We start from the raw sequence: 23403 nt of genomic DNA, 5'->3' as shown, positions 1-23403 counted from the left end.
CAAGGGCCTCAGCAGAACCTGAAGAAGTGCGGTAGGCAGACGTCTTGTCCGGGGATCACTCGATCGTTCTCGTTGATGGTGATGCCGTTGCCACTGAGCATGGGCAAGACAATCCCGACGAGTTGGCCCCACTGCTCGGCGGCTTTGCCGAGTTTCTCGGGGTATTTGGTGAGGGTATCGACGATGTCGTCCAGGCCGTTGAGCATCGGTTCGTAGTCGCGCGCATACGCCGTGAAGAATCGGTTCAAGAGCCGAATGAGATCCCGTAGCAGGACAAAGACCTCGATCAGGTCGGTCGTGGAACTGCTGTATTTGGCGCCGAGCTTGGACAACATCGTGACGATGCTGGCGAGCTGTTCCTTGCCCGTCTTGAACGCCCGGAGGTACTCGTTCGCGTAGTTCAGCGTGGCGTGGAAGTCCTCGGTGGTCGGTGCGAGCGCGCTGATGAGCGACTGAGACGAGGTGAAGAAGTCGCGTAAACCATTGGGGTATTTGTCAACAGCGTTAGCGACTTCCATCAGGCTGTCGTGGATGACCTTGGCATCCACCTTCTGCACCACGGGTGTGAACTTCTGGAACAACTCGTTGATCTCGAAGGGGACACTCGTGCGTTCGGGCGGGATGGGTGTGCTTCCCAGGGGTGCATCGCCTTCGGGGTACAGGGCCAGATAGTGCCCGCCCAGCGGGGTGAGCATCCGGATGTCGGCGCGCGACTCCGATCCGACCGGAACCGAGTGATCCACCGTAAAGGTGGCCTTTACCAAGGATTTATCGATACTCACGGTCGACACCTTGCCCACCGAGATACCGGCGATTCGGACATCGTCGCCGGCGCGCAGCCCACCCGAGGCCCGAAGATGCAGCGCGTAGGTCTTCATGCCGCTGGTGTTGACGAAAGCCACTCCGGTTGCGGCCAATACCGAGGCGATGACGAGGACGCCGATGAGTCCATTGCGGCGATTGCGCTTGGCCGCCTGGTGTTCATCGAGGATTGGATTGTTTCTCGCGAAAATTCGCTTCAGCGCATTCACTTGCACACCACCAGGTCTTGATTGGCGAAGGACACCTCACCGACACCGGGTAGCTTCACCATGCCGTTCTTGCACTCGAATGCGGTGGGAGGCGCGGTCTTCTCCTCGATCAAGGCATCGCGCATGCCCTGCACGAGGTCGGGGATCAACGACAGACCGGCCATGATGGTCGGGGTGCCCGGAGTGGTTCGGCTCGCGACGTCGTAGAGGGGTAGTTGAGCGCCGTCGACGGTGTTCTCGATGTACCGCAGCAGGCTGACCGAGCGGCGGAGCACCGGTAGTGCGTCCCTGCCGGCCCTGTTGAATTCGTCGGCTTGTTTCTCAAAGGGTTCCAGCACGTCGTTGAGGTCGTTGATCAGATAGAACAACTCATCCGAGGTGCCACCGAGCTCTTTGGAGATGTCACCCAGATTCGTGATGATGGTCTGCAAGGCGGCCTGGCGATCGACCGAGAGCTTCAGCACGGCATCGATATCCCGCAGGATCGGTCCGATACCGCGCTGATCCCCCTGGATGAGTTGAAGAATATTCTGCGTCAGCCTGTTGAACTGGGCGGGATCGAGCGTTTCGAAGACCGGTCGAAAACCGTTGAACAACTTGGCAATATCGAACGAGGGGATCGTTTGCCCGAGCGGTATCGTGGCGCCTGCCGCCAGGGGTGCACTGGGCCTTGGCGCCTGAGCGATTTCAACGTACCGCTGTCCCACCAGCGACTGGTATCGGATCGCGACGGTGGTGTTCTGGTACAGGGGATGGTCGGTCAGCACGTTGAATGTCACCCGGGCGTTCTTGCCGTCGAGGTGAATCTTCTCGACCTTGCCGACCTGCACTCCGGAGATGCGCACATCGTTGCCGATGATCAATCCCGAAGCGTCGGTGAACAACGCGTCGAAGCGCCGCACCGGACCGTTCACCGGCGTGCGCAGTGCGTTCACGATGATCAGGGTGAGTACCACCGCCACCGCGACAATGGCGGCCAGGCCAGTCATCAGCAGTGCGATCCGCTTCATCGCTGTCCTCCAGAGGTTGGCCCGGCGGCAGGCCCCGTGGGTGCGGCCGAGGAAGCGGCTTGACCGTCGGGCGCCATCGGCAATGCGGCGCCGAGACCGGGTGCGGTGTCCATGATCAGCTGGACATTCAGGCGCACCTTGCCGTTGTCGACGGGAAATGCCGCGGTGGTGCGGTCCAGCAGGCCGTTGAGCCTGTCGAAGGCGGGGGAGAGGCTGCCCAGGAAGTAGGTGTACGGAATGGCCAGATCCAGCACCGACCGAATCAACGGGACGGCCCAGTCGTTGTTGTCGCGGAAGCCGTCACCGGCCACCTTCAGCAGGTCCGACAATGAATCGAGCGCGGCGGTCGCTCGCTCGGTGTTACCGGGTCCCACCATGAAGTCCAGACCGTCCAACAGCTTGTTGGCCGACCCGATGACCGGGGTGAAATCGTTGGTCCCCTCGATCATCGAGGCCATCACGGCCAGGGTCTTGGAGAAGGGCACGGTCTGGGAGTCGGCGATCATTCCGAACAGATCCCAGAAGGACCTCACCACAGGGGCAGTCAGGTCGGCGTGGCGCTCGAATGTCGCGATGATCGCGTTGAATTCGCGGGTATCAAGAATCGCGCCGAGTCGCTGACCCATCCGCAGGAACCCGGTGATGGATGCTGCCTTGACGTCGCTGCTGATCTCCAGCACGCCACCGGGTTTCAGTGGTTCGCCGACGCCGCTGCTGACGAGCTCGACGGCCGCGGTGCCGAAGATGTTCGATGATGTGAACTGCGCCTTGGTATCCGACGTGAGGGCCTTGGCCTGCCGGCCGTCGAGGATCACCGTCATCCGCTGCTTGTTGTATCCGGTGGTTTGCAGCGACTTGACCTGTCCGATGTTGTAGCCGCGGTACTTGACCTCGCCGCCGGGACCCATGCCCTCACCGATGGTGTTGGTGATGAGGGTGAGTTCGAAAGGTTGGCCGTAACTGCCGATTCCGGATTGGTAGAGCGAGTAGCCGCCCGCGGCCACCACCAGCGCCAGGACGAGCCCTCGGACTTTGAGAGCGGCCGGACCTGCGGACCGTCCACTCGGATCTTTGTAGATGGCCACCCGTTACCCCGATATCTGAATTCCAGGATTGTTGCCCCAGAAGAGCAACGTGAGGAGCATGTCGAACAGGACGATCGCGACCAGTGATGCCCGGATGGCGCGGCCGGAGGCCATGCCCACGCCTTCGGGGCCGCCGCCTGCGTAGTACCCCTGATAGCACTGGATGGCGATGATGATGACGACGAACACGACGGCCTTGATGACCGAATAGAGCACGTCGATGGGGTGCACGAACGAGTCGAAGTAGTGCTTGTAGACGCCCTGCGACTGGTTGTGAACGTAGAACACCATGAACGCGCAGGAGCCGTAGGCCAGCAGCAGGGTCAACACGTAGAGCGGGACGATGATGATGATTCCGGCGATCACCCGGGTGGTGACCACGAACGGGATGGACCGGATGCCCTGCGCCTCCAGCGCGTCGATCTCTTCGGAGATGCGCATGGCGCCGATCTCCGCCGTCATCCGGCATCCCGCTTGGGCGGCAAAGCCGATCGCGGCGATCATCGGCGCCATCTCCCGGGTGTTCACGTACGCCGAGATGAATCCGGTGAGCGATCCCATGCCGACCATGTCGAGGGTCGAGAAACCCACGATGCCGACCGATGCCCCGACGGCCACACCCATGAACACCAGCACGCCGATGACCCCGCCGCCGACGATGATCGAGCCGTTGCCCCATGTCATGTCGACCAGCAGGACGCCGGTTTGGCGCCGGTAGCGCTTGAGCGTCTGGGGGATGGCGGCCAGCACCAGGCCGACGAAAGTGATTTGGTGGCCGAGATGTTCGGCCGAGCCGCCCGCGCCCTTGGTGAAGTTCCAGATGGACCGCGCGGCCGCGGGAAGTTCGTCCGGGAAGTACCGGGAGGGGCGGGAGGTGGCCATGATCAGCCCACCTTCGACGGCATGAACATCGCGACGATTTGAGTGATCACGGTGTTGAGCACCATGACGGTGACCACGCCGATGACCACGGTGGCGTTGACCGCATCGGCGACACCGCGCGCACCGCCCTTGGCCTCCAGGCCACGCTGGCACGCCACCAAAATGACCACCACACCGAACAGCCAGGTCTTGAGAACCGCCACGGTGACGTCGTTGACGTTGGCGAAGGCCGCGAAGGAGGACAGGTAGCTGCCCGGGGTGCCGCCCTGGAAACCGACGTTGACCAGATACCCGGCGAAGATTCCCACGAAGATGATGAAGATGCACAGCAGCGGTGAGACGAAAAGGATTGCCGCCAGGCGCGGAGTCACCAGCCGCTGCACCGGGTTGACACCCATGACGCGCATGGCATCGACCTCCTCGCGGATGCTTCGCGCACCCAGGTCGGTGGCGACCGCCGATCCCGCCGCGCCGCCGAGAAGGAGGGCGGCGACGATGGGTGCCCCCTGCTGGATGACTCCGAGGCCGCCCGCGGCACCAGAGATCGACGACGCTCCGACCTGCGAGATGATGCTTCCTGCCTGCACGGCGACAATCACGCCGAACGGGATCGACACCAGAATCGCCGGGACAACGGTGACGGTCAGGATGAACCAGGACTGGATCACAGTGTCTTGCCACGGGTGGCGCAGACGGATGATGTCGCTTATGAGAAACGCGAAGGACTGCGCGACAAGGTCGACATACCGTCCGAGTGTCTTCAACATCGAATCGGTTTGAGAGACCACATATTCGATGGGACGTTTGGCCAGTCGTGGCGCCCGATCCAGTAGCTGGAAGACCCCGCCACGTGCAGAAGTGCCTGTGGTCTCGGCTTCAGGTTTGCTATCGGATTCGGTGCCCGGCTCTTCGGGCCAGTCTTGGTCGGTGGGTCCCCTACGCACCTCGGCCGCCACCTGACTCATGGCTGAGTTCAACAGCGGCTCCTTCGGCTTCGCATTCCCGGGCTGAGCTGGCGTAACGGCCCAGTGTTTCTGTTTGCGTAACAATGGGTAACTAGTACCCTGCATCACATACGGTGGCTTAGTGTGGTGTAGGTCATGGTCCGTGTCAAGCGCGGTGTTGCCCCGCTTGGCCGTTAGCAGTTATGTGCCGCGCGCATGCGGATATGTCACGTCGCCCGGTCTGGGCGCTGTCATGGCGAAGCCGTCGGAGGTCCCCCGACCCTGGCCTCAGCAATTCACTGACTCGGTAGTCAGATTATTGGCTACGGCAGAGGTTAGCGCAGGTTTGTGATCTTGGGACGCGAATTGTCAAGAATTTGCGGCGGGCGCAGAATTCGTCGTCGCCGACCGTACTAGCTGGACAAATGAGGCGATGTAGGACTCGCGTGCGTCCGCCGCGAGCTCGCCCCGGATGGCCTTGAGGGTCGCCGCCATGGACAACCCGGTAATGGCGTGAGCCAGGAATGGGGCGTCGACCGTGCCGGTGATGGCGCCGTCGTCGACGGCCCGTTCGATGATGGTGACGTTGATGGCCTCGATGAGGTCGAGAATGCCGAACATGCGTTTGGTCATCGCCGTGTCGAGCAGGCCCTCACGCAGGATGACCTGCATGATCTCCGGGCTGTTGTCCAGCATGTCGAACAGCCGCGTGAATACCGTGCGCAGGTGCAGTTCGAAGTCACCGGCGTTTCCGAGTAAATCGCTGGTGTCGTTCACTGCCGCGAGTGTTCTCTGGAAATAACTGTCGATCACGGCATCCAGGGCGTCGCGCTTGGTGTCGAAGTACAGGTAGAACGTGCCCCGGCCGACACCGGCCCGTTGGGTGATATCGGTGATGCTGGCCTTGTGGTAGCCCTTTTCGGCGAACTCCAGTGCGGCGGCCTCGGTCAGCGCGCGTTGACGTTCGCGCGCACGCGTCGGATTGGGCGGGCGGCCCGGCCCTCGCCGACCGCCGTCTGTGCTGGCCACGCGAACACAGTAACCACTGCTGGCAAATATGTTGGAAAATGCACGAACATGCCGGGACATTGTTCGGGCGCGGTCACAACGATTTCATTAGCTGAACGATAGGCCGGGTAAATACTCCGAGGTGAAGTGGAAGTGGTGCATACCTATCTCTAGGGACACCGATACCGTCGGGTGAGTGCCGTTTGTTTGCTGGAAGTCTCACCGAGATTGCTTGCCGAGAGTGATCTCGGAGATCTGCGATTCGTGTACCTGGTGCTATGCGCGCCGGAGACCCGGCCAGTCGGTCTACGATGTGGGCGTGTCAACGCAGGTGTATCCGGAGCGCGGCCTTCCTGAGCTGACCGGTGACGCCCGTGTCGACCGGTGGCGCGAGCATCGTGCGAAGGTCCGCGCGGAGTTGGTCGAAGCCACGCTGAACGCGATCGACGAACTCGGACCCGATCTGTCGATCGACGACGTCCTCAAATCCGCGGGTATCTCGCGGCCCAAGCTGTACCGCTTCTTCACCGATAAGGAAGCCCTTTTCACCGCGGTGGCGATGCGCGTTCAGGAATTGGTCGTCGAGCGACTGGTGTCGAACATCGATTTGTCCGTCAGCCTGCTCGAGCTGTTCCGTTCGGGGTTGGCCGGCTATGTCGATCTTGTCGACGAGCGGCCCAACCTGGTGCGCTTTCTGCTGAGTGTTCAGTATGCGAACGCCACATCGCTCATCGAGAGCGGGCGACCGCTGTCCGATGCCATTGCCCAGCTGGTCGGCTCGATGTTCAGCTCCCGCGGCGGCAACGCCGATCACATCGAGTACGTGATCGACGCGGTGCTGGCCTCCACCGGCATCGCCGTGCTGCGCTGGTTCGATGAGCCCGTGATCAGCAAGGAAGCCCTCGTCGACGAGCTGGTGGTCTACGTATGGGGCGGGTTGGCGGCATCGGCCAAGGCCCGGGGTGTCGAGCTGAATCCCGACGATCCCGTCCTCCCGCCTGCCGACTAACTGCTCGCGCCGCGTCGACCCTTGATCGAACTGCGCCCTCTTTGAGTCCATTTCACTTGTCGCGTTGTATTGCGCGTCACACTGCCGTGGTCCTATGGTGTACTCCAGGTAGTACTTGAAGTACTAGTAACTTATGGTCACGAATGGGAGTGGTGAGATGGCGAGCCCAGCTGCGGTGTACCCCAAGACCCGGCGGATTCGGTTTCGTTTTGGCGACGACGGCAATGCCCACAAGTACTTCGTGGAGAACGACATCGTCTACAGCCACTTCGTGGCGGGTCTGTCCGGCGGTTTCCCGCCGGGCGAAGAGGGTTTCATCCGTTCGGTGCGGAAGTTTTCCGATCAGATCACCGATCCCGTGCTCAAGAAGCGTGTCGCCGGATTCATCGGTCAGGAGTCGGTGCACGGTCAGGAGCACCGACGCGTCAACGAGAAGCTCGTCGAACTGGGGTACCCCATCGCATGGTGGGATTCGCAGAAGCAGGTCGATCGGTTGATCCGTTTCGAGAACATGCTCCCGCCGCGCGCTCACCTGGCCTTCACGGCGATGGCCGAGCACATGACCGCGATCCTGGCCGAGCGGACGCTCGGTAGTGAGGAAGTGCAGGCCATCCCGGGTGACCCCGAAGTGTGGCACCTGCTCAACTGGCACGCCCTGGAGGAACTCGAACACAAGTCGGTGGCCTTCGACGTGTACCGCGCGGTCGGCGGTACCGAGGCCATGCGCATCGGTCTCATGCTGGTCGCGATGACCATCGTCCCGCCGTTGACGCTAGGCATCCTCGCCGGCTCACTGCTGGCCGACCCGGTCGCGCGGCGCCAGCCCCTGCGCCTGATGAGAGAAGCGCGGGGACTTTTCGGCGGGCCGCTGTTCAAGGGCATCCTGGGCGACGTCCGCAAGTATCTGCGGCCCGGCTTCCACCCGGACGACATAGACACCGACGAGCTGCTGGACCGTTGGCAGCAAGAGCTCTTCGGTAGCAAGGGAATTCTGGTCGATCACCTCAAGTAGCCCGCGACACGTCAAAGGAGACGCGCACCGTGAGCACTGCTGCACGGCATTCAACGACGGCCGAGCTGGAACAACCCGATCACGAGGTGGCCGTGGTCGGCGCCGGATTCGGTGGAATCGGCACCGGTATCTCTCTGCAACGCAAGGGGATACACGACTTCATCATCATCGACAAATGGGATCAGGTGGGGGGCACCTGGCATGCGAACACCTACCCGGGTGTCGCGGTCGACATCCCATCGGTGGTGTACAGCTTCTCCTACGAGCAGCGCGGCGACTGGTCGCGTTTGTTCGCGCCGGGGGATGAGCTGCAGAATTACGCCGACGCCATGGTGGACAAATACGGACTGCGTGAGAAGCTGCGGTTGGGCACCAGCATCACCCATGCGGGGTTCGATGGGCGAAACAGCCTGTGGCGATTGACTACCGATGGTGGCAAGGAGATCACCGCCCGGTACTGCGTGATGGCGATCGGCGGATTGGAACGCCCGAAGATGCCCGATATCCCTGGAATCCAGGACTTCGGCGGCACACTCATGCACACCGCGCTGTGGGATCACGATGTGGCACTTGCGGGTAAACGTGTCGCTGTCATCGGGACGGGCGCGACCTCGCTGCAGTTGGTTCCCGCCATCGTCGACGAGACAAGTCATCTCACCGTCTTTCAGCGCACTCCCATCTGGGTGGGCCCCAAGTTCGATATGGAAATAGGTCCCCTGGGCCGGATCATTCTGGGAAACAAGCAGATTCGCTCCGCCATCCGGTCAGTGGCCACTGTGGGAATCGAATTGGCCATGAGCGGTCAGGTAGCGGGGCCGGCGTGGTTGATCAATGCGGTAAGGCGCGGCGGCGAGGCGCCGATGCGTCGATGGATGCGCAAGCAGATCGACGATCCGGTGATTCGCGAGAAGCTCATCCCGCAGTACGGACTGGGTTGCAAGCGCCCCTCGATGTCCAACGAGTACCTCAAGACCTTCAACCGGGCTGACGTCAGCTTGATCACCGAATCGATTGAATGCGTGACGGCCGACGGGGTGCGCACGGTCGACGGTGTCGAGCACGAGGTCGATGTGCTGATCTGCGCGACAGGATTCAAGCTGTGGGACAGGGGTTCGGTGCCGCCGTTCCCCGTGCTCGGTCGTGGCGGCCAGGATCTCGGCGAGTTCTGGGACAAGCATCGTTTCCAGTCCTACCAAGGGGTTTCGGTGCCCGGGTATCCGAACATGTTCTCCATCACCGGCCCGTACGGATTCGTTCTCGGCTCCTACCTGTGGATGATCGAGGCGACTTCGGCGCACCTGGCTCGAGCCATCGCGGAGACCAAGCGTCGCGGTGCCACCGTCTGTGAGATCCGGCAGCAGGCTCATGACGAGTACTTCCAGAAGTGTCTGAAGCGGCAAGCGAAGAACTTCTTGTTCACCGATGTGTGCGCCGGCTCAAACACGTATTACCTGGACCAGCATGGAGATTCGCCATTTCGTCCGACGACGCACGGTGAGATGTATTGGCAGAATCGCCACTTTGACCTCGATGTCTATCGTTACTCGACGGGATCGGAAGTGCCCGAGACGGTGACGTCGACCGCCGGGGAGAGTGCGTGAGAAACAATCCGCTGGAGCCTCGCCTGGTAGTGGTGACCGGCGCCGGAAGCGGCATCGGCCGCGCGACCGCCATTCGATTCGCCAAACATGGCGCCTACGTGGTGGTCACCGACGTGGACCTGGACACCGCCAACGAGACGGTGGACCTGATTCGGGCGGAGGGCCGCAATGCCTCGGCAGTGCAACTCGACGTCACCGACCCCGCGCACTGGGCGGACGTGGCCCGGTATGTATCCATTGAGCACGGGGTGCCGGACGTGCTGGTGAACAACGCGGGAATTGTCGTCAGCGGTCCGTTCTTGAAGCTGACGGCGGCGGATTGGGAGAAGCAGCTTTCGGTGAACCTGATGGGGGTGGTACATGGGTGCCGGGTGTTCGGGGAGCAGATGGTTGCGCGCGGTGGCGGGCACATCGTCAATATCGCCTCGGCCGCGGCCTTCACCCCGACGGCGGTGATGGCGCCGTACTCGGTGTCGAAGGCTGGGGTGAAGATGCTCACCGAGTGTTTGCGTCTTGAATTGGGGCCCAAAGGTGTTGGTGTGAGTTCGGTGTGCCCGGGATTCATCAACACGAACATCGGGTTGCACGGCACGATGGTGGGTGTCGACCAAGAAATCGTCGATGCGAGCCAACGGAGCATGCAGAGGGTACGTGAGATCACGGAGAAGCTGCCCTGGACTCCGATGAGCCCCAATCTGGTCGCGCGCGCGGTCACCCGCGCAGTCCGATGGGATCTCGTGGTGGTTCCGGTGAAGGCGGAGTCGTGGTTGGGGTACTTCCTGTCCCGCGCCTTCCCTGCGGTGAACAGGAGGCTTATGGCCCCATTCGGCGTCGACAGGTTCGAGCGGATGGGGGCGCGTGCGGCGGTCAGACAGAGCGAGCGTCGGGGTCCGGTACTTGTCGAGAGCGTGGGGTAGGAGGTCATGGTGAAACTCAATCAACTCGAGCCCCGTCTGGTCGTGGTGACCGGCGCGGGCAGTGGAATCGGCCGCGCGACCGCCATGCGATTCGCCAAACACGGAGCCCACGTGGTCGTTTCCGACATGGATCTCGATTCCGCGCAGGCCACCACGGCGATGATCCGGGCGGATGGCAACACGGCATCGGCAGCGCAATTGGATGTCACCGATCCAGACCAATGGGAGACCTTCGCACGGGATGTGCTGGCCGATTACGGTGTGGCCGATGTACTGGTGAACAATGCCGGCATAGCCCTGGGCGGCCCGTTTCTGAGGCTCACACCGGCGGACTGGGACCGGCTGCTCTCGGTGAACCTGATGGGGGTGGTACATGGGTGCCGGGTGTTCGGGGAGCAGATGGTCGAACGCGGCAGCGGGCACATCGTCAATATCGCCTCGGCCGCGGCCTTCACCCCGACTCCGGTGATGGCGCCGTACTCGGTGTCGAAGGCCGGGGTGAAGATGCTCACCGAGTGTTTGCGTCTTGAATTGGGGTCCAAAGGAGTTGGAGTCAGTGCCATTTGCCCCGGCTTCATCAACACCAACATCGGGCTGAACGGAATAACCGTAGGTGTGGACCAGGAGATGGTCGAGCGCGGTAAGGAAATCATGCGCCGGGTGCAGGAGTTCGCGGCAGGATTGCCGTTCTCTCCGATGAGTCCGGATTTGGTGGCACGGGCCGTCGTCAGGGCGGTGCGGTATGACCTTGCGGTGGTGCCGGTGCGCACCGAGGCATGGCTCGGTTACGTTCTCGGTCGCCTCGCGCCGGGAATCAACCGCCGTACCACACAAGCGTTCTCGATCGAACGTGCCGAGCGATGGGGTGCCTGGGCGCTCGGCAAGCTAGACGACATGAACCTGCTCCCGCGCCAGAGTGGCGCCCGGGAGTCCCGGAATCCCACGGCAGCGCGGAGGTAGACAGATGAATGACATCGCAGACATCGGCGAGGTGGCGCTGCACGCGCGCAACGTCAGTTTCGACTTCTCGAATTCGCCGCTGCAATGGATCCCCGACGAGCCGGTTGCCTCGCATGCGCTGTCGGCCCTCAACTTCATGCTGCCTGCCGGCGAGCTGTTCTTCGTCGACGTGTTCGGTCGGGCATTGCCGTTCATCAAGGATGACAAGCTGCGTGAAGAGGTCATCGGCTTCATCGGCCAGGAGCAGTTGCATTCCGACACACACGACAAGGCGCTGCTGCAGTATTTCGGTCAGCACGGTATCGACGCACAGCCGCTGCACGATCTGACCGACCGCCTGCTCGCCACCTTCAAGCAGCAGACGGACCGGCTCCCGCCGAAGGTGCGCTACCGGGTGATGGTCGAAGGCATCGCCATCATCGCGGGCATCGAGCATCTGACGGCCACCGCGGGAGACTGGTTGCTCAACCACGACTTCGAGCAGTACGGCGCTGATCCGGTGATCACCGACATGTTCCGGTGGCATGGGGCGGAGGAAGTCGAACATCGAAGCGTCGCATGGGATCTTGCTCGTCACCTCGGGGTGGGGCGGCCGCGGATGATGGCGTATTTCATCGGCTCCTGCGCGACCATCCCGGTGGGTCTCATTCTGCTCAGCTGGCTGCTCGCGCGCGCCGACCCCGACGTGCCAAAGATGAGTTTGGTGCGCTGGCTTCGTGAGACCAACCGGTCGATGAAGCGTGGCGCCACGCTGCGCTGGAGTGTCCTGGGCGAGGGTTTCCGCAGTTTCCTGCGCCCGGGATTCACACCGGAATCCATCGGAGACACCGCGCAGGCGGTGGCCTACCTGGCCAAGTCTCCGGCCGCGAAGGCCGCGGCCGCGGCATGACGGGGACACTTCCGATGGCGACCCGGAAGGGCCGCCATCCTCTCGGTTGGGGCATGAAAGTTCTGGACGTCGTGGGACCTTCGGCCGTCACGGCGTTGGGCAAGACACTGCCCGCGGTGTTGCGACTGAGCCCCCTGCTGGGCCCGGTTCGTCAACCCACACCGGTGGACCGATCGCTGAATCTGATCGTGCGTGAACGTGCGGTGGTCGCCGCCGACCAGGACGTCGTCGCGTTCACACTCGGTGCCGTCGACGGACGGGAACTGCCGAAGTGGCGGCCGGGCGCACATCTGGATGTCACGTTGCCCTCGGGTGCTGTGCGCCAGTACTCGCTGTGTGGCGACCCGCGAGACCGGTACCGATACCGGATCGCGGTGCGACGCATACCTGATGGCAACGGCGGATCGGTAGAGCTGCACGACAGTGTCCATGTCGGGGGCACGCTCGGGGTCAAGGGCCCGCGGAACGCGTTCCCGCTGGCCACTACCGGACACCTCAACACCGGGATTCGTCAGTTCCATTTCGTGGCTGGGGGTATCGGGATCACGCCGATCCTTCCCATGTTGGCGGCGGCGACGGATCTGGGGCTGCCCTGGACCATGACGTACACCGGGCGTAGCAGGGAATCCATTCCTTTCCGGGACGAGCTGGCCCGGTACGGCGAACGAATCACCATTCGGACCGATGACGAGAACGGGTTGCCGGCACCCGCCGATCTGTTGCCGCTGCTGCATGCCGATCTCGCGGTGTACTGCTGTGGCCCCGCGCCCATGCTGAAAGTGATTCGCGACGCCGTCGCCGAATCACCAGGGGTGGAACTGCATTTCGAGAGATTCTCGGCACCGCCCATCGAGAACGGCGTGCCGTTTCAGGTGCAACTGGGTGCCGGTGGCCCCGTCTTGGACGTCGAGCCCGACAAGAGCGCGCTGGAAACGGTGCTCGCCGTCAGGCCCGGCACACAGCACTCCTGCCGACAGGGTTTCTGCGGCACGTGCAAAGTCAAGGTGCTCGCGGGCAGCCCCGATCATCGCGACACCCTCTTGACCGAAACTCAGCGCGCCGAAGGCCAGATGCTCCTGTGTGTGTCTCGTGCCGACGGCGGGCGCCTGGTACTGGACATCTGAGAACGGAGATATGGGATGACTCTCACGACTGAGCGTGAGGACGGAGTGGCCAATCACGGTGTCACCGAACACGTGGTGCGCAACGGCGATATCGACGTGGCGTACTTCGTGCAGGGTAACCCCGATGGGGAAACCATCCTGCTGGTGCACGGGTGGCCCGATTCGCATCACCTGTGGGACGGAGTGGTGCCGCTGCTCAAAGACCGCTTCCGGCTGGTCGCGGTCGACAATCGCGGAGCTGGAAAGAGCACCAACCCCAAGAGCTTCCGCGACTTTCGCCTCACCGAGATGGCGAGCGATTACGTCGCAGTCGCCGACGCGGTGAGCCCCGACAGCCCGGTACATGTGCTCGGGCACGACTGGGGCAGCGTCGCGATGTGGGAAGCCATCTGCAATCCAGAGCTGGAGCACCGATTTTCTTCGTTCACTTCCGTATCCGGGCCCTCGGCGCACCATATGAGCCGCTGGGTGCGGTCGCGGCTGAGCAACCCGACGCCCAAGAACGTCGCATTGGCGCTCGGGCAGATCGGCTCTCTGCTCTACATGTTCGGGTCCATGACTCCCATCATCCCGAATATCCTGCTCAAACTCACCATGAACGAAAGGCGATGGCGTACAGGGCTTTCCCTTGCGGAAGGGGCGGCTGTCGAGGAGATCCACCTCGGGCCGACCTTCATGAGCGACATCACCAGGACCCTGCGGGTGTATCGCGCCAACGCGCTGCCGGCGATGCTGCACCCGCAGGATCGGCACACCAACATTCCGGTCCAGGTCATCGTCGGCGCCCGTGATCCCGCGGTGCGCCAGTCCAATTATGACGATGAGCCCAAATGGAACCGGCAGACATGGCGGCGGGTGCTCGATGGCGGCCACTGGCTGCCGTTCTCACACCCACAGGTGCTCGCGGCGGCGGCTGCCGAACTCATCGATGCGGTGTCGGGCAACCAACCAGCCCGCGCGTTACGGAGGGCAGAAATGGGCAAGAGTCGCAAACCGTTCGAGGATCAGTTGGTGGTCATCACCGGTGGCGGCAGTGGTATCGGCAGGGAAACCGCACTTGAATTCGCCCGGCAGGGTGCCGAAGTAGTGCTTTCCGATGTGAACTTGGACGGCGCCAATGAGACCGTCGCACTCATCGAGCAGGCGGGTGGCGTCGCGCACGCATACCGTCTCAACGTCGCGGACGAGGACGCCGTCAACGCGCATGCCGAGGAGGTGGTGAAGCTCCATGGCGTGCCCGATGTCCTGGTGAACAACGCCGGAGTCGGTGCCGCCGGCGGATTCCTGGACACGCCCTCGGGTGAGTTTCGGCGCGTCATCGAGATCAACCTCTTCGGTGTGGTCAACGGCAGCCGTGCGTTCGGTGCCAAGATGGCCGAACGCGGGCTCGGCGGTCATATCGTCAACCTGTCCAGCATGGCTGCCTACAGTCCGCAGAAGGCTTTCACGGCGTACTCGACGAGCAAGTCGGCTGTGTTCATGTTCTCGGACTGCCTGCGGGCCGACCTCGCGGCCCACAACATCGGCGTCACCACCATCTGCCCCGGCGTCGTGCACACCAATATTGTTGCTAACACCAAGATTTCAGGTGTAAGCGCCGATGAAGAGGTGCGGATGCAACAGGCCGGCGACAAGGCATACGCGATGCGCCGCTACGGCCCTGAGAAGGTGGCTCGCCAGATCGTCAGTGCCGTGCGCAAGAACAAGCAGGTTGTGCCCGTGACGCCCGAGGCCCGGCTGCAGTACCTGAACAACCGGCTGGCGCCCGGACTCACGCGCTACTTTGCTAGCAAGGCCGGTATGACCGACCTCATCAAGTTGGTGCCCACCAAGAAGTAGACGACGGGCTCGCCGCTAGGTCGCCATTCGGAGGGCGGCCTCGCGGCGGGCACGGATGAATTGTCCCTGACCCGTGAGTGTTTGGTCGATGTTGGTCCACCCCTGAGCGCGCAGCCAGCCGGTGACCTCGTCGCGCCCGAACGCCCGGAAACCGCCGACGCGCATCGCCCTGGTGACACCGGGTAGGGACGCCGCGGCAGTCCGCAGGGACGTGAAGATCACGATCTGTCCCTCGGGCCCCGCCACCCGGCAGAGTTCTCGCACGGCCTGTTCGGGGTCGGGGATGAGGTACAGCGCGGCGAGGCAGACCACGGTGTCGAACGTCGCGTCGGCGAAGGGCAGTGCGTGTGCGCTGCCCCGTATGTAGTCGACGTGCTGCGCGGAGTTGTCGCGCACGGCCCGCCGCAGCATGGGGCCAGAGAGGTCCAGACCGATGCACACTCCATCGGTCCCGAGTTGCGCCGCGAGTTCCCGGGTGTAGAGGCCGGGGCCGCATGCGACGTCGAGGATCTTGCGATCGCCACGCCCGGCGATCTCGTCCATCAGTGCGGTGTGCGCCTTGAGGGTGCTTCGACCGCCGTAGCTGAATCCGCGGGTGAACATCGGGCGCCAGGCGCGCTCGTAGATCGCGGCCAACAGTGGGCTCTGCATGAATCGGTTGGCCAGGGAAACCGGCTCGTCGTTTTCGGGGCCGAGGACGTCGAGGTAGCCCTGATCGCGCCGCGGTGGGTGGGTGATCCGCGAGGGGTCGATCAGCGATTCAGCCAGATTCGGATCATGCAGCATGCCCACGGTCCCTCCAGGGTCCACATCGATTGAGTGAATTGTGTGCAACGGATAGTACTGGATACTTCAAATAACGGATAGGTTCGCCCGGGGAGAGTTTCTGCAGTATGGACGGGTGCCGCCATCTTGTAATTTATCGAATGGCATGTCAGTCTGTTAAATATTCTCGATGCTTAGGGAACTGGGTGGGTCTGGTGGCGTACCGACGAGCCCACGGCGAGACGCGCCGGAGCGATGGAAGGGATCTGCCGTGAAACGAACCCTGGACACAACCATGGGCCTGCATGACGAACCCGATTACGAGGTCGCGATCATCGGTGCCGGGTTGGGTGGCATCTGCGCGGCCATCAAGCTGATCGAGATCGGTGTCCGGGACTTCGTCATCATCGACCGGGACGAGGACTTCGGTGGCACGTGGTTGCGTAACACCTATCCGGGGGTGGGGGCGGACATCCCGGTCGTCGCCTACCAATTCACCTTCGCCCCAAAGGGGGACTGGGAGCGATTCTTTGCCACCGGTGCCGAAATACAGCAGTACGCACTGGATTTGGTGGTCGAGCACGGGCTGCGGGCCCACGCGAGGTTCGGAACATGCGTCGAGCGCGAGGTGTTCGACGAAGACAACCATCTTTGGCGGGTACACACCGCCGACGGTGAGAGCATTTCTTCCCGATTCCTGATCAGTGCCATCGGTGCCTACATCAATCCGCGTACGGCACCGGACATTCCGGGCCTGGACACGTTCGCAGGGCCGATCCAGGTGCCTTCGCGGTGGCAACACGATGTGGACATGCGTGGCAAGCGCGTCGGAATCGTGGGAGTGGGAAGCTCCACCGTGCAGATCGCCCCGGCCATCGCCGGTGAGGTCGAGCATCTGGACGTGTATCAACGAACGCCGCAGTGGTACTTTCCGAAACCGGACTTTCGGCTGCCTCGGCCGCTGCAGCGGATGCTGGCCGGGCGCAGGTTCGCCAATGCCGTGAATGGTATTGCGTTGGCGGGCATAGAACTCGGCTTGCGTGTACTGATCTACACCCCCAAGCCATTGTTCCGGGTGGGGGCGGCGATCTTCGATCGGGTGGCGCTGTGGGCATACCTCGGCTGGCTCAGGTACAAGGTGAGCGACCCCGATGTGCGGCAGCGGCTGCGCCCGCGATTCGGCGCGGGCTGCACGCGCGGCACACTGGGCGCCGACTACCTGCCGACCTTCAACCGGCCGAATGTCGAGCTGGTGTCCAACGGCATCGAGCGGATCACCCCGACCGGCATCGTGGACAAGAAGGGCACCGAACGCCCCATCGACGTCCTCGTGCTGGCCACCGGTTACGAGATGTTCTCCGACCCGGAAACCTATCGGTCGGGAACTGTACTGGGCACCAACGGATTCGACCTGGCCGAGTTCTATCGTGAGAACGGGCTACAGGCCTACCAGAGCACGTCGGTCCCGGGCCTTCCCAACAGGTTCATGCTCGTCGGCCCGTACTCGTGGACCGGTACCAGCTTTCATTACATCCTCGAGAACTCGATGCGCCATATCGAAGCCGTCATCAAGCTGGCCCGCGCCAGAAAAGCCACGTGGGTGGAGGTGACCCGGGAGGCGCTCGACGATTTCCAGGCGAGCATCACGCGCAGCGGCGCCAACCTGAACCGGTACTTCACGGTGAACTGCGCCGGGTCCAACAGCTACTTCATCAACTCGCAGGGCGATACGCCCTATGTGCGGCCGTGGACGGTGTTGCAGTCGTACCGGCGCAGTGTCCAATTTCCCACGACCGCATATGAATTCAAGCGGATAAGCAGCCCGGTTAAGGAGATCGAACATGCGGTTTGACGCAGTGCCCATCGCGACAGACGGGGTCGAGGACTTCTTCGCGACGGCGCCGTTCGTGACCAGGGTGCGGCGCACCTTCAACGCATCACCGGAAGAGGTATGGCGAGTGGTGTCGGGTGACCGAATGTGGTCCTGGCTGCCCTCGGTGTGGGGCTGCCGGTACCCGCTGGACATCGAGCCGAGTGCGGGCACCGTCCGAGATTTCCAGATGTACATCCACTCGTGGATGGTGTTCGCCCAGCATGAGCAGATCATTCATTTCGATGCGCCCCGTGTCATGCGATACACGGCGTTAGATGCCACCTTGCCGGTGTTCGGGTCCTGGTGCGAGGAATACCGGGTGGTGCCGGAGCCCGAACCCGGCAAGGCAACCGTCGACTGGACGCTGGCCTGCGCGCCGCGGTACCTGACGAACATCCCGGGTTCGCGGTTCCTGATCCGGCCGGCCGCTGCCGTGCTTCAGCCGGTGTTCTGGTTCGGCCTCGGTGGGCTGGCCCGCGAGTTGCCGGTGCGCGGGCCGCGGCGTACCGGCTGACAGCGCTGCCCGGCCGTGCGTCGTGCGCCTGGTGGACTGTGTTCCACTGACCACATGCGGTTGATGGCGGTGCACGCCCACCCGGACGACGAGTCGAGCCGCGGTGCGGCGACCCTGGCCAAGTACGCGGCCGAGGGCCATGAGGTCCTCGTTGTGACGGCCACCGGTGGAGAGCGCGGTGACATCCTCAATCCGGCGATGAAGCTGCCAGGTGTCCGGGAGAACCTGTCCGATGTGCGTCGTGAGGAAATGGCGCTCGCCGCTAAAACCCTTGGTGTCGAACATCATTGGCTGGGATTCATGGATTCCGGCCTGCAATTGAATCCCAGTTTGTTGCCGGCGGATGGCTTTGCTCGGGTGCCGCTCACCGAGTCGGTGGCGCGCCTGGTGGAGCTGATCGGGCATTTCCAGCCGCATGTGATGCTCACCTACAACGAGTGCGGCGGCTATCCGCACCCCGATCACGTCCGCTGCCACCAGATGGCTGTAGCGGCCTATCACGCCTGCAGCAGTGTGGCCAAGCTCTACTACTTTCATGAAATCGTTCGGGTCACACCGCGAATGGTGCGGTTCGCGGGTCGGGCGGAGCGGGCGGTCAGTCGCATCCCACGACGCGCATCCGGTGCGCCGGCGGATCCTCGCTTGGGCGATGTGGCGGTGCCCGGCTGGGTGCGAGCGGCGGGCCTGCTGACGCGCAGACTGCGGGGCCGCCGGGCGACAACCGAGGTCGCCTGCGGTGACTACTTCCCCGTGCGAGACAGGGCGCTGCGTGCGCACGCGTCGCAGGTCGACCCCAACGGGCCGTTCTTCCTGGTGCCGTGGACATGGCGACAACACCTGTGGCCGACGGAAAAGTTCGAACTCGCGCACACCCGGGTCGATGTGGCCGCGCCCGAGACCGACCTCTTCTCCGGGCTCTAGCCGAGCGAGGAGCTAGTGAGGGCCTGCGGCCACCGTCGCCGGATGCACCGCGATCAGCCCAAGGCCCCGGCGTCGTTTGCACATCGCGGCCAGCTCCGCATACGCCTTCTCGCCCAGAAGCTCCGTCAGTTCCGGTCCGTAGGACTGCCACACCTGCTTCTTGCCGACGTGGGCGGCGGGGTCTCCCGTGCAGTACCAATGCAGATCGGCGCCGCCTTCACCCCAACCGCGCCGGTCGTACTCGGTAATCGTCGTCTTGAGGATCTGCGAACCATCCGGACGGTCCACCCAGGCCTGGGTCCGCCGAATCGGCAGCTGCCAGCACACCTCGGGCTTCATCGTCAACGGCTCCACACCCAGTTTGAGGGCCTTGGAATGCAGGGCGCAGCCGATGCCGCCGGCGAAGCCGGGACGGTTCAGGAAGATGCACGCGCCCTTGTACTTGCGTGTGCGCCACTGCTTTTCCCCATCGAGCTCGTCTTTCTCCAGGTAGCCCTTGCGGCCCAGCCCCTTGTCCCGGAATTGCCAGTCCGCGTCGGTGAGCTTCTTCACCGAGTCGTCCAGATTCGCCCGGTCATCGGCGTCCGACAAAAAGGCCCCATGCGAGCAGCAACCGTCGTCTGGTCGTCCAGCAACGGTTCCCTGGCACGCCGGAGTCCCGAACACGCAGGTCCAATGCGACAGCAGCCAGGTCATGTCGGCCTTGATCAAATGCTCCGGATTCTCCGGGTCGTAGAACTCCACCCACTCGCGGGCGAAGTCGAGCTCCACCTCCTGGCCGTCGAGGGAGGCGTCACGTCCAAAGGGCTGTTTTGGCAGCGTCGTCACAGATGTAAACGGTAGACCCACTAACCTGTGCTGCGTGCGATTAGGCGTGCTGGATGTCGGCAGCAACACGGTGCACCTGTTGGTGGTCGATGCCCGACGGGGTGGTCACCCCACACCCATGAGTTCCACCAAGGCGGCGCTGCGTCTGGCCGAGGCCATCGACGAGTCCGGCAAGCTGACGCGTAAGGGCTCCGACAGCCTGGTGCACACCATCCAGGAGTTCTCCAAGATTGCCCGCAGCTCGGGCTGCGCGGAGATCATGGCGTTCGCCACCTCGGCGGTACGCGATGCCACCAACTCCGATGAGGTGCTGGCGCGCGTTAAGAAGGAGACGGGTGTGGACCTCGCGGTCCTCTCCGGGGTCAACGAGTCGCGGCTGACCTTCCTGGCGGTGCGGCGCTGGTACGGCTGGAGCGCGGGACGCATCATCAACCTCGACATCGGTGGTGGTTCCCTGGAGCTGTCCTGCGGAGTCGACGAAGAACCCGACATCGCGTTATCCCTGCCCCTGGGCGCCGGACGACTGACTCGGGAGTGGTTGGCCGAAGATCCGCCGGGACGTCGCCGCGTCGCTATGCTGCGTGACTGGCTGGAATCGGAACTGGTCGACGCCGCCAAGCAGGTGGCGGCGGCAGGGGTGCCCGATCTGGCCGTAGCGTCCTCGAAAACGTTCCGGTCGCTCGCGCGACTCACCGGTGCTGCACCTTCCGGCGCAGGACCACGTGTTAAGAGGACACTTACAGCTAGCGGCCTGCGTCAGTTGATCGCGTTCATCTCGCGAATGACGACCGCAGACCGTGCGGAGTTGGAGGGAGTCAGTGTCGACAGGGCGCCTCAGATCGTCGCCGGAGCACTCGTGGCAGAGGCAAGCATGCGTGCTCTGTCGTTAGAGGCGGTCGACATCTGTCCATGGGCCCTGCGCGAGGGGCTAATTCTGCGCAAGCTGGATAGCGAAGCAGATGGCACGGCATTCGTTGACTAAGACCCGTCCCCGGAGCCGCAGAGCCGGCGACATTAGCTTCGGACGGTAGGAGAAGGACATGAGCGAGTCAGACGACACGCAGCGGCCGGTATCGGTTGCCGAGCTGCTGGCGCGCAATGGCGCCGCCGAAGGCAAGATCAGCGGGCATCGTCGCCGGATGCGGGGCAATGCCGACGCGATCCCGGTGGCCGAGCTGACCGGTGAGATACCCGTCATCCGCGATAAGAAGGGCGGCCGCGCGCGCCCCAACCCGGCTCCGTCGGCGGCTCCCGAGGCGGCGACACCGCCGTCGGCGCCGAAGGCTCCCGAGGCTGCGACCCAACAAGAGGCACGTTCCTACCTGCGTTCCAACGAGGACGCGTTGTTCGGCGGCGACAGCATGGCCGACGAAGCTGCGCGGCGTGGCACCGCCACTACGCAGCCCCCGGCGCCGACGCAACCGTCCTCGATGGCGTCCTCGCTGCGCAGCATCTTCCCGCCGACCCCTACGCCCGTCACCCGGCCGGGCGAACCGCGCAAATCGATCGATTTCAACGACGCCACCGGTGTCATTTCCCCCGTCACCAACGAACCCAAGTCCGAGCCGGCGCCTGAGCCCGCCGCTACCACACCGGCCCCTCCCGCCGCTCCGATCGTGCCGGTGTCTCGCCCCGAGCCCGTGAAGCAACCCGAACCTGAGCCCGAACCAGAACCCGAGCCCGTCGCCGTCGTGCAGCCGGAGCCGGAGGCCGAATCTCACGAAGACACACATGCGCAGACCGCGGACCACACGGACTACGCGGAGCGCGACGAGCCGGAGTCCGAAGAGGACGAATACGAAGAGGACCAGGAGTACGCCGAGTACGCGCACGGCTCTGCCGTCGAGTGGACCTCCCACGATGCCGAGCAGGATGTCGAGGACGACGAGTTCGAGGACCGGGAAGACGACTACCAGCTGGAGCACGAGCTTCAGGAACTGGTCGACGAGCACGGCAGTCTCGCCGAGCCGGAAGCCGGCCAGCTTGCCGCGGTCGACACCGACAAGAAGCCCCAACCCGGCACAGCCGAGGCCAAGGCCGACCGTCGGGAGAAGATCAAGACTTACCTGCAGGGCAGCTGGATTGCCGCGCAGTATCTGTTGGCGGCCGCTGCGGGCGCTGGTCTCTTCTTCGGGTTCCGCGAGCTGTGGAGCTGGAATCAGGGCATCGCGCTGGTCCTGGGTGTGTTGTTCATCGCAATCCTGGTCGCCTCGCTGTGGGTGATTCGCAAGACGGTGGACCTGGCCAGCATTCTCATTGCGATCGTGGTGGGTGCTCTGATCGCGTTCGGCCCACTTGTGCTCATGCTGCAAGCGGTTGATTAGGTAGCGTTATCCAACCGTGCGCCCCGCGATCAAGGTTGGTCTGTCTACGGCCTCGGTGTATCCGCTCAAAACCGAAGCGGCATTCGAGTATGCGGCCCGGCTCGGGTACGACGGTGTCGAGCTCATGGTGTGGGCCGAGGCGGTGAGTCAGGACGTCAGCGCCGTTGCCAAACTCTCCCGCAAGTACGACATGCCGGTGCTGTCCGTGCACGCCCCGTGCCTGCTTGTGTCGCAGCGCGTCTGGGGTGCGAACCCGATTCCCAAGTTGGAGCGAAGCGTTCGGGCAGCCGAGAAACTGGGCGCTCAAACTGTCGTGGTGCACCCGCCGTTTCGGTGGCAGCGCCGTTATGCCGAGGGATTCGCCGAACAGGTTGCCTCGCTAGAGGATTCGAGTGATGTTCACGTAGCGGTGGAGAACATGTTCCCGTTACGGGCCGACCGTCTCTTCGGTGCCGGGCAGACGTCGGTGGAGCGCATGAAGCGCCGCGGCGGCAGGCCGGGAATCGGAGTCTCGGCCTTTGCGCCGTCCTTCGATCCCACCGACGCCAATCACGCGCACTACACCCTCGACCTGTCGCACACCGCCACCGCCGGGACCGATGCGTTGGACATGATGCGCCGGATGGGATCGGGGCTGACGCACCTGCATCTCACCGATGGCACGGGTGCCTCGGTCGATGAACATCTGGTGCCCGGCAAGGGAACTCAGCCCGTCGCGCAGGTATGCCGGGAGCTGGCGACCGGCGATTTCACCGGGCAGGTGGTACTGGAGGTGCACACCTCGACCGCCCGCACCGAAGACCAGCGTGAGGCCATTCTGAGGGAGTCGCTGGAGTTCGCCAGAACCCATCTGGTGCGATAGACGGC

General features: G+C 63.5%; 22 protein-coding genes. 14 read left to right on the top strand and 8 right to left on the bottom strand.

Annotated elements, in window-relative coordinates:
- Positions 1 to 8: 8 nt before the first annotated feature.
- The 6 genes from MYCSP_RS19015 to MYCSP_RS18990 all read right to left on the bottom strand — a co-directional run bounded on the left by MYCSP_RS19015 (position 9) and on the right by MYCSP_RS18990 (position 5981).
- Positions 9 to 1037: an MCE family protein gene (locus tag MYCSP_RS19015; RefSeq protein WP_083014992.1), complete on the bottom strand. Its 1029-nt coding sequence runs from the start codon at positions 1035 to 1037 to the stop codon at positions 9 to 11.
- Positions 1028 to 2041, bottom strand: a complete 1014-nt coding sequence (locus MYCSP_RS19010; RefSeq protein ID WP_088414724.1) for an MlaD family protein — start codon at positions 2039 to 2041, stop codon at positions 1028 to 1030. Before MYCSP_RS19010 ends, MYCSP_RS19015 begins: the two co-directional genes overlap by 10 nt.
- Positions 2038 to 3126 carry an MlaD family protein gene (locus MYCSP_RS19005; protein ID WP_070909218.1) on the bottom strand — a complete coding sequence of 363 codons (1089 nt, stop codon included), beginning with the start codon at positions 3124 to 3126 and terminating at the stop codon, positions 2038 to 2040. Before MYCSP_RS19005 ends, MYCSP_RS19010 begins: the two co-directional genes overlap by 4 nt.
- A gap of 3 nt (positions 3127 to 3129) precedes the next feature.
- A complete protein-coding gene (locus tag MYCSP_RS19000; protein WP_062920085.1) occupies positions 3130 to 4008 on the bottom strand; it encodes an ABC transporter permease in 879 nt (292 codons plus the stop codon).
- Positions 4009 to 4010: 2 nt separating this feature from the next.
- Entirely contained in the window at positions 4011 to 4973 is a 963-nt protein-coding gene (locus MYCSP_RS18995; RefSeq protein ID WP_088414722.1) for an MlaE family ABC transporter permease, read from the bottom strand.
- Positions 4974 to 5321: 348 nt separating this feature from the next.
- Positions 5322 to 5981 carry a TetR/AcrR family transcriptional regulator gene (locus tag MYCSP_RS18990; protein WP_062920083.1) on the bottom strand — a complete coding sequence of 220 codons (660 nt, stop codon included), beginning with the start codon at positions 5979 to 5981 and terminating at the stop codon, positions 5322 to 5324.
- A 292-nt stretch (positions 5982 to 6273) separates the two neighbouring features.
- Here MYCSP_RS18990 and MYCSP_RS18985 point away from each other — a divergent pair, with 292 nt between their 5' ends.
- The 8 genes from MYCSP_RS18985 (at position 6274) to MYCSP_RS18950 (ending at position 15311) form a co-directional block, all read left to right on the top strand.
- The gene (locus MYCSP_RS18985) at positions 6274 to 6969 is read left to right on the top strand and encodes a TetR/AcrR family transcriptional regulator (RefSeq protein ID WP_070909990.1); all 696 of its coding nucleotides are present in this window, start codon (positions 6274 to 6276) and stop codon (positions 6967 to 6969) included.
- Between the two features lie 157 nt (positions 6970 to 7126).
- Positions 7127 to 7981, top strand: a complete 855-nt coding sequence (locus MYCSP_RS18980; protein WP_070909991.1) for a metal-dependent hydrolase — start codon at positions 7127 to 7129, stop codon at positions 7979 to 7981.
- A gap of 29 nt (positions 7982 to 8010) precedes the next feature.
- Positions 8011 to 9582, top strand: a complete 1572-nt coding sequence (locus MYCSP_RS18975; protein ID WP_088414720.1) for a flavin-containing monooxygenase — start codon at positions 8011 to 8013, stop codon at positions 9580 to 9582.
- Positions 9579 to 10499 carry an SDR family NAD(P)-dependent oxidoreductase gene (locus MYCSP_RS18970; protein WP_083013397.1) on the top strand — a complete coding sequence of 307 codons (921 nt, stop codon included), beginning with the start codon at positions 9579 to 9581 and terminating at the stop codon, positions 10497 to 10499. Before MYCSP_RS18975 ends, MYCSP_RS18970 begins: the two co-directional genes overlap by 4 nt.
- 6 nt (positions 10500 to 10505) lie before the next feature.
- Complete coding sequence (locus MYCSP_RS18965) at positions 10506 to 11459, top strand: SDR family NAD(P)-dependent oxidoreductase (protein WP_088414718.1); 954 nt, start codon at positions 10506 to 10508, stop codon at positions 11457 to 11459.
- A gap of 4 nt (positions 11460 to 11463) precedes the next feature.
- Positions 11464 to 12348, top strand: a complete 885-nt coding sequence (locus MYCSP_RS18960; protein WP_005071100.1) for a metal-dependent hydrolase — start codon at positions 11464 to 11466, stop codon at positions 12346 to 12348.
- A gap of 53 nt (positions 12349 to 12401) precedes the next feature.
- The gene (locus MYCSP_RS18955; protein ID WP_162266264.1) at positions 12402 to 13472 is read left to right on the top strand and encodes a PDR/VanB family oxidoreductase; all 1071 of its coding nucleotides are present in this window, start codon (positions 12402 to 12404) and stop codon (positions 13470 to 13472) included.
- A 15-nt stretch (positions 13473 to 13487) separates the two neighbouring features.
- Positions 13488 to 15311, top strand: a complete 1824-nt coding sequence (locus tag MYCSP_RS18950) for an SDR family oxidoreductase (RefSeq protein WP_088414714.1) — start codon at positions 13488 to 13490, stop codon at positions 15309 to 15311.
- Positions 15312 to 15326: 15 nt separating this feature from the next.
- On the opposite strand, the gene MYCSP_RS18945 is transcribed toward MYCSP_RS18950, so the two are convergent.
- On the bottom strand, positions 15327 to 16097 hold the full coding sequence (locus MYCSP_RS18945) for a class I SAM-dependent methyltransferase (RefSeq protein WP_083013399.1): 771 nt from the start codon (positions 16095 to 16097) through the stop codon (positions 15327 to 15329).
- Between the two features lie 274 nt (positions 16098 to 16371).
- Here MYCSP_RS18945 and MYCSP_RS18940 point away from each other — a divergent pair, with 274 nt between their 5' ends.
- The 3 genes from MYCSP_RS18940 to mca are packed head-to-tail and all read left to right on the top strand — an operon-like array spanning position 16372 to position 19384.
- Positions 16372 to 17928: a flavin-containing monooxygenase gene (locus MYCSP_RS18940; RefSeq protein ID WP_083013520.1), complete on the top strand. Its 1557-nt coding sequence runs from the start codon at positions 16372 to 16374 to the stop codon at positions 17926 to 17928.
- Entirely contained in the window at positions 17918 to 18463 is a 546-nt protein-coding gene (locus MYCSP_RS18935; protein ID WP_088414712.1) for an SRPBCC family protein, read from the top strand. The genes MYCSP_RS18940 and MYCSP_RS18935 overlap by 11 nt, the downstream gene beginning before the upstream one ends.
- A gap of 54 nt (positions 18464 to 18517) precedes the next feature.
- Positions 18518 to 19384, top strand: coding sequence for a mycothiol conjugate amidase Mca (gene mca, locus MYCSP_RS18930; protein WP_083013400.1), 867 nt, complete (start codon positions 18518 to 18520; stop codon positions 19382 to 19384).
- Between the two features lie 12 nt (positions 19385 to 19396).
- On the opposite strand, the gene MYCSP_RS18925 is transcribed toward mca, so the two are convergent.
- Positions 19397 to 20212: a hypothetical protein gene (locus tag MYCSP_RS18925; protein ID WP_062920076.1), complete on the bottom strand. Its 816-nt coding sequence runs from the start codon at positions 20210 to 20212 to the stop codon at positions 19397 to 19399.
- A gap of 34 nt (positions 20213 to 20246) precedes the next feature.
- On the opposite strand from MYCSP_RS18925, the gene MYCSP_RS18920 reads away from it, so the two are divergent.
- From MYCSP_RS18920 to MYCSP_RS18910, 3 genes are read left to right on the top strand one after another with little or no spacing between them, the layout of a single operon-like run.
- Positions 20247 to 21194 carry a Ppx/GppA phosphatase family protein gene (locus MYCSP_RS18920; protein WP_083013401.1) on the top strand — a complete coding sequence of 316 codons (948 nt, stop codon included), beginning with the start codon at positions 20247 to 20249 and terminating at the stop codon, positions 21192 to 21194.
- A gap of 58 nt (positions 21195 to 21252) precedes the next feature.
- The gene (locus tag MYCSP_RS18915; RefSeq protein ID WP_088414710.1) at positions 21253 to 22536 is read left to right on the top strand and encodes a hypothetical protein; all 1284 of its coding nucleotides are present in this window, start codon (positions 21253 to 21255) and stop codon (positions 22534 to 22536) included.
- A gap of 16 nt (positions 22537 to 22552) precedes the next feature.
- Complete coding sequence (locus tag MYCSP_RS18910) at positions 22553 to 23398, top strand: sugar phosphate isomerase/epimerase family protein (protein WP_088414708.1); 846 nt, start codon at positions 22553 to 22555, stop codon at positions 23396 to 23398.
- Positions 23399 to 23403 lie beyond the last annotated feature (5 nt).

It is taken from the genome of Mycobacteroides saopaulense, from assembly GCF_001456355.1.
Taxonomy (GTDB): Bacteria; Actinomycetota; Actinomycetes; order Mycobacteriales; family Mycobacteriaceae; genus Mycobacterium; species Mycobacterium saopaulense.
The sequence above is the reverse complement of the archived record's forward strand: the minus strand, read 5'-3'. Positions and strand labels throughout refer to the sequence as shown.

What these genes read in the sequence shown, in the direction of transcription:
- MYCSP_RS18980 (WP_070909991.1), top strand. Translation starts at nt 7,127, where the DNA reads ATGGCGAGCCCAGCTGCGGTGTACCCCAAGACCCGGCGGATTCGGTTT.
- MYCSP_RS19010 (WP_088414724.1), bottom strand. Translation starts at nt 2,041, where the DNA reads ATGAAGCGGATCGCACTGCTGATGACTGGCCTGGCCGCCATTGTCGCG.
- MYCSP_RS19000 (WP_062920085.1), bottom strand. Translation starts at nt 4,008, where the DNA reads ATGGCCACCTCCCGCCCCTCCCGGTACTTCCCGGACGAACTTCCCGCG.
- MYCSP_RS18995 (WP_088414722.1), bottom strand. Translation starts at nt 4,973, where the DNA reads ATGAGTCAGGTGGCGGCCGAGGTGCGTAGGGGACCCACCGACCAAGAC.
- MYCSP_RS18960 (WP_005071100.1), top strand. Translation starts at nt 11,464, where the DNA reads ATGAATGACATCGCAGACATCGGCGAGGTGGCGCTGCACGCGCGCAAC.
- MYCSP_RS18950 (WP_088414714.1), top strand. Translation starts at nt 13,488, where the DNA reads ATGACTCTCACGACTGAGCGTGAGGACGGAGTGGCCAATCACGGTGTC.
- MYCSP_RS18940 (WP_083013520.1), top strand. Translation starts at nt 16,372, where the DNA reads ATGGGCCTGCATGACGAACCCGATTACGAGGTCGCGATCATCGGTGCC.
- MYCSP_RS18955 (WP_162266264.1), top strand. Translation starts at nt 12,402, where the DNA reads ATGAAAGTTCTGGACGTCGTGGGACCTTCGGCCGTCACGGCGTTGGGC.
- MYCSP_RS18945 (WP_083013399.1), bottom strand. Translation starts at nt 16,097, where the DNA reads ATGCTGCATGATCCGAATCTGGCTGAATCGCTGATCGACCCCTCGCGG.
- MYCSP_RS18935 (WP_088414712.1), top strand. Translation starts at nt 17,918, where the DNA reads ATGCGGTTTGACGCAGTGCCCATCGCGACAGACGGGGTCGAGGACTTC.
- MYCSP_RS18965 (WP_088414718.1), top strand. Translation starts at nt 10,506, where the DNA reads ATGGTGAAACTCAATCAACTCGAGCCCCGTCTGGTCGTGGTGACCGGC.
- MYCSP_RS18915 (WP_088414710.1), top strand. Translation starts at nt 21,253, where the DNA reads ATGAGCGAGTCAGACGACACGCAGCGGCCGGTATCGGTTGCCGAGCTG.
- mca (WP_083013400.1), top strand. Translation starts at nt 18,518, where the DNA reads ATGCGGTTGATGGCGGTGCACGCCCACCCGGACGACGAGTCGAGCCGC.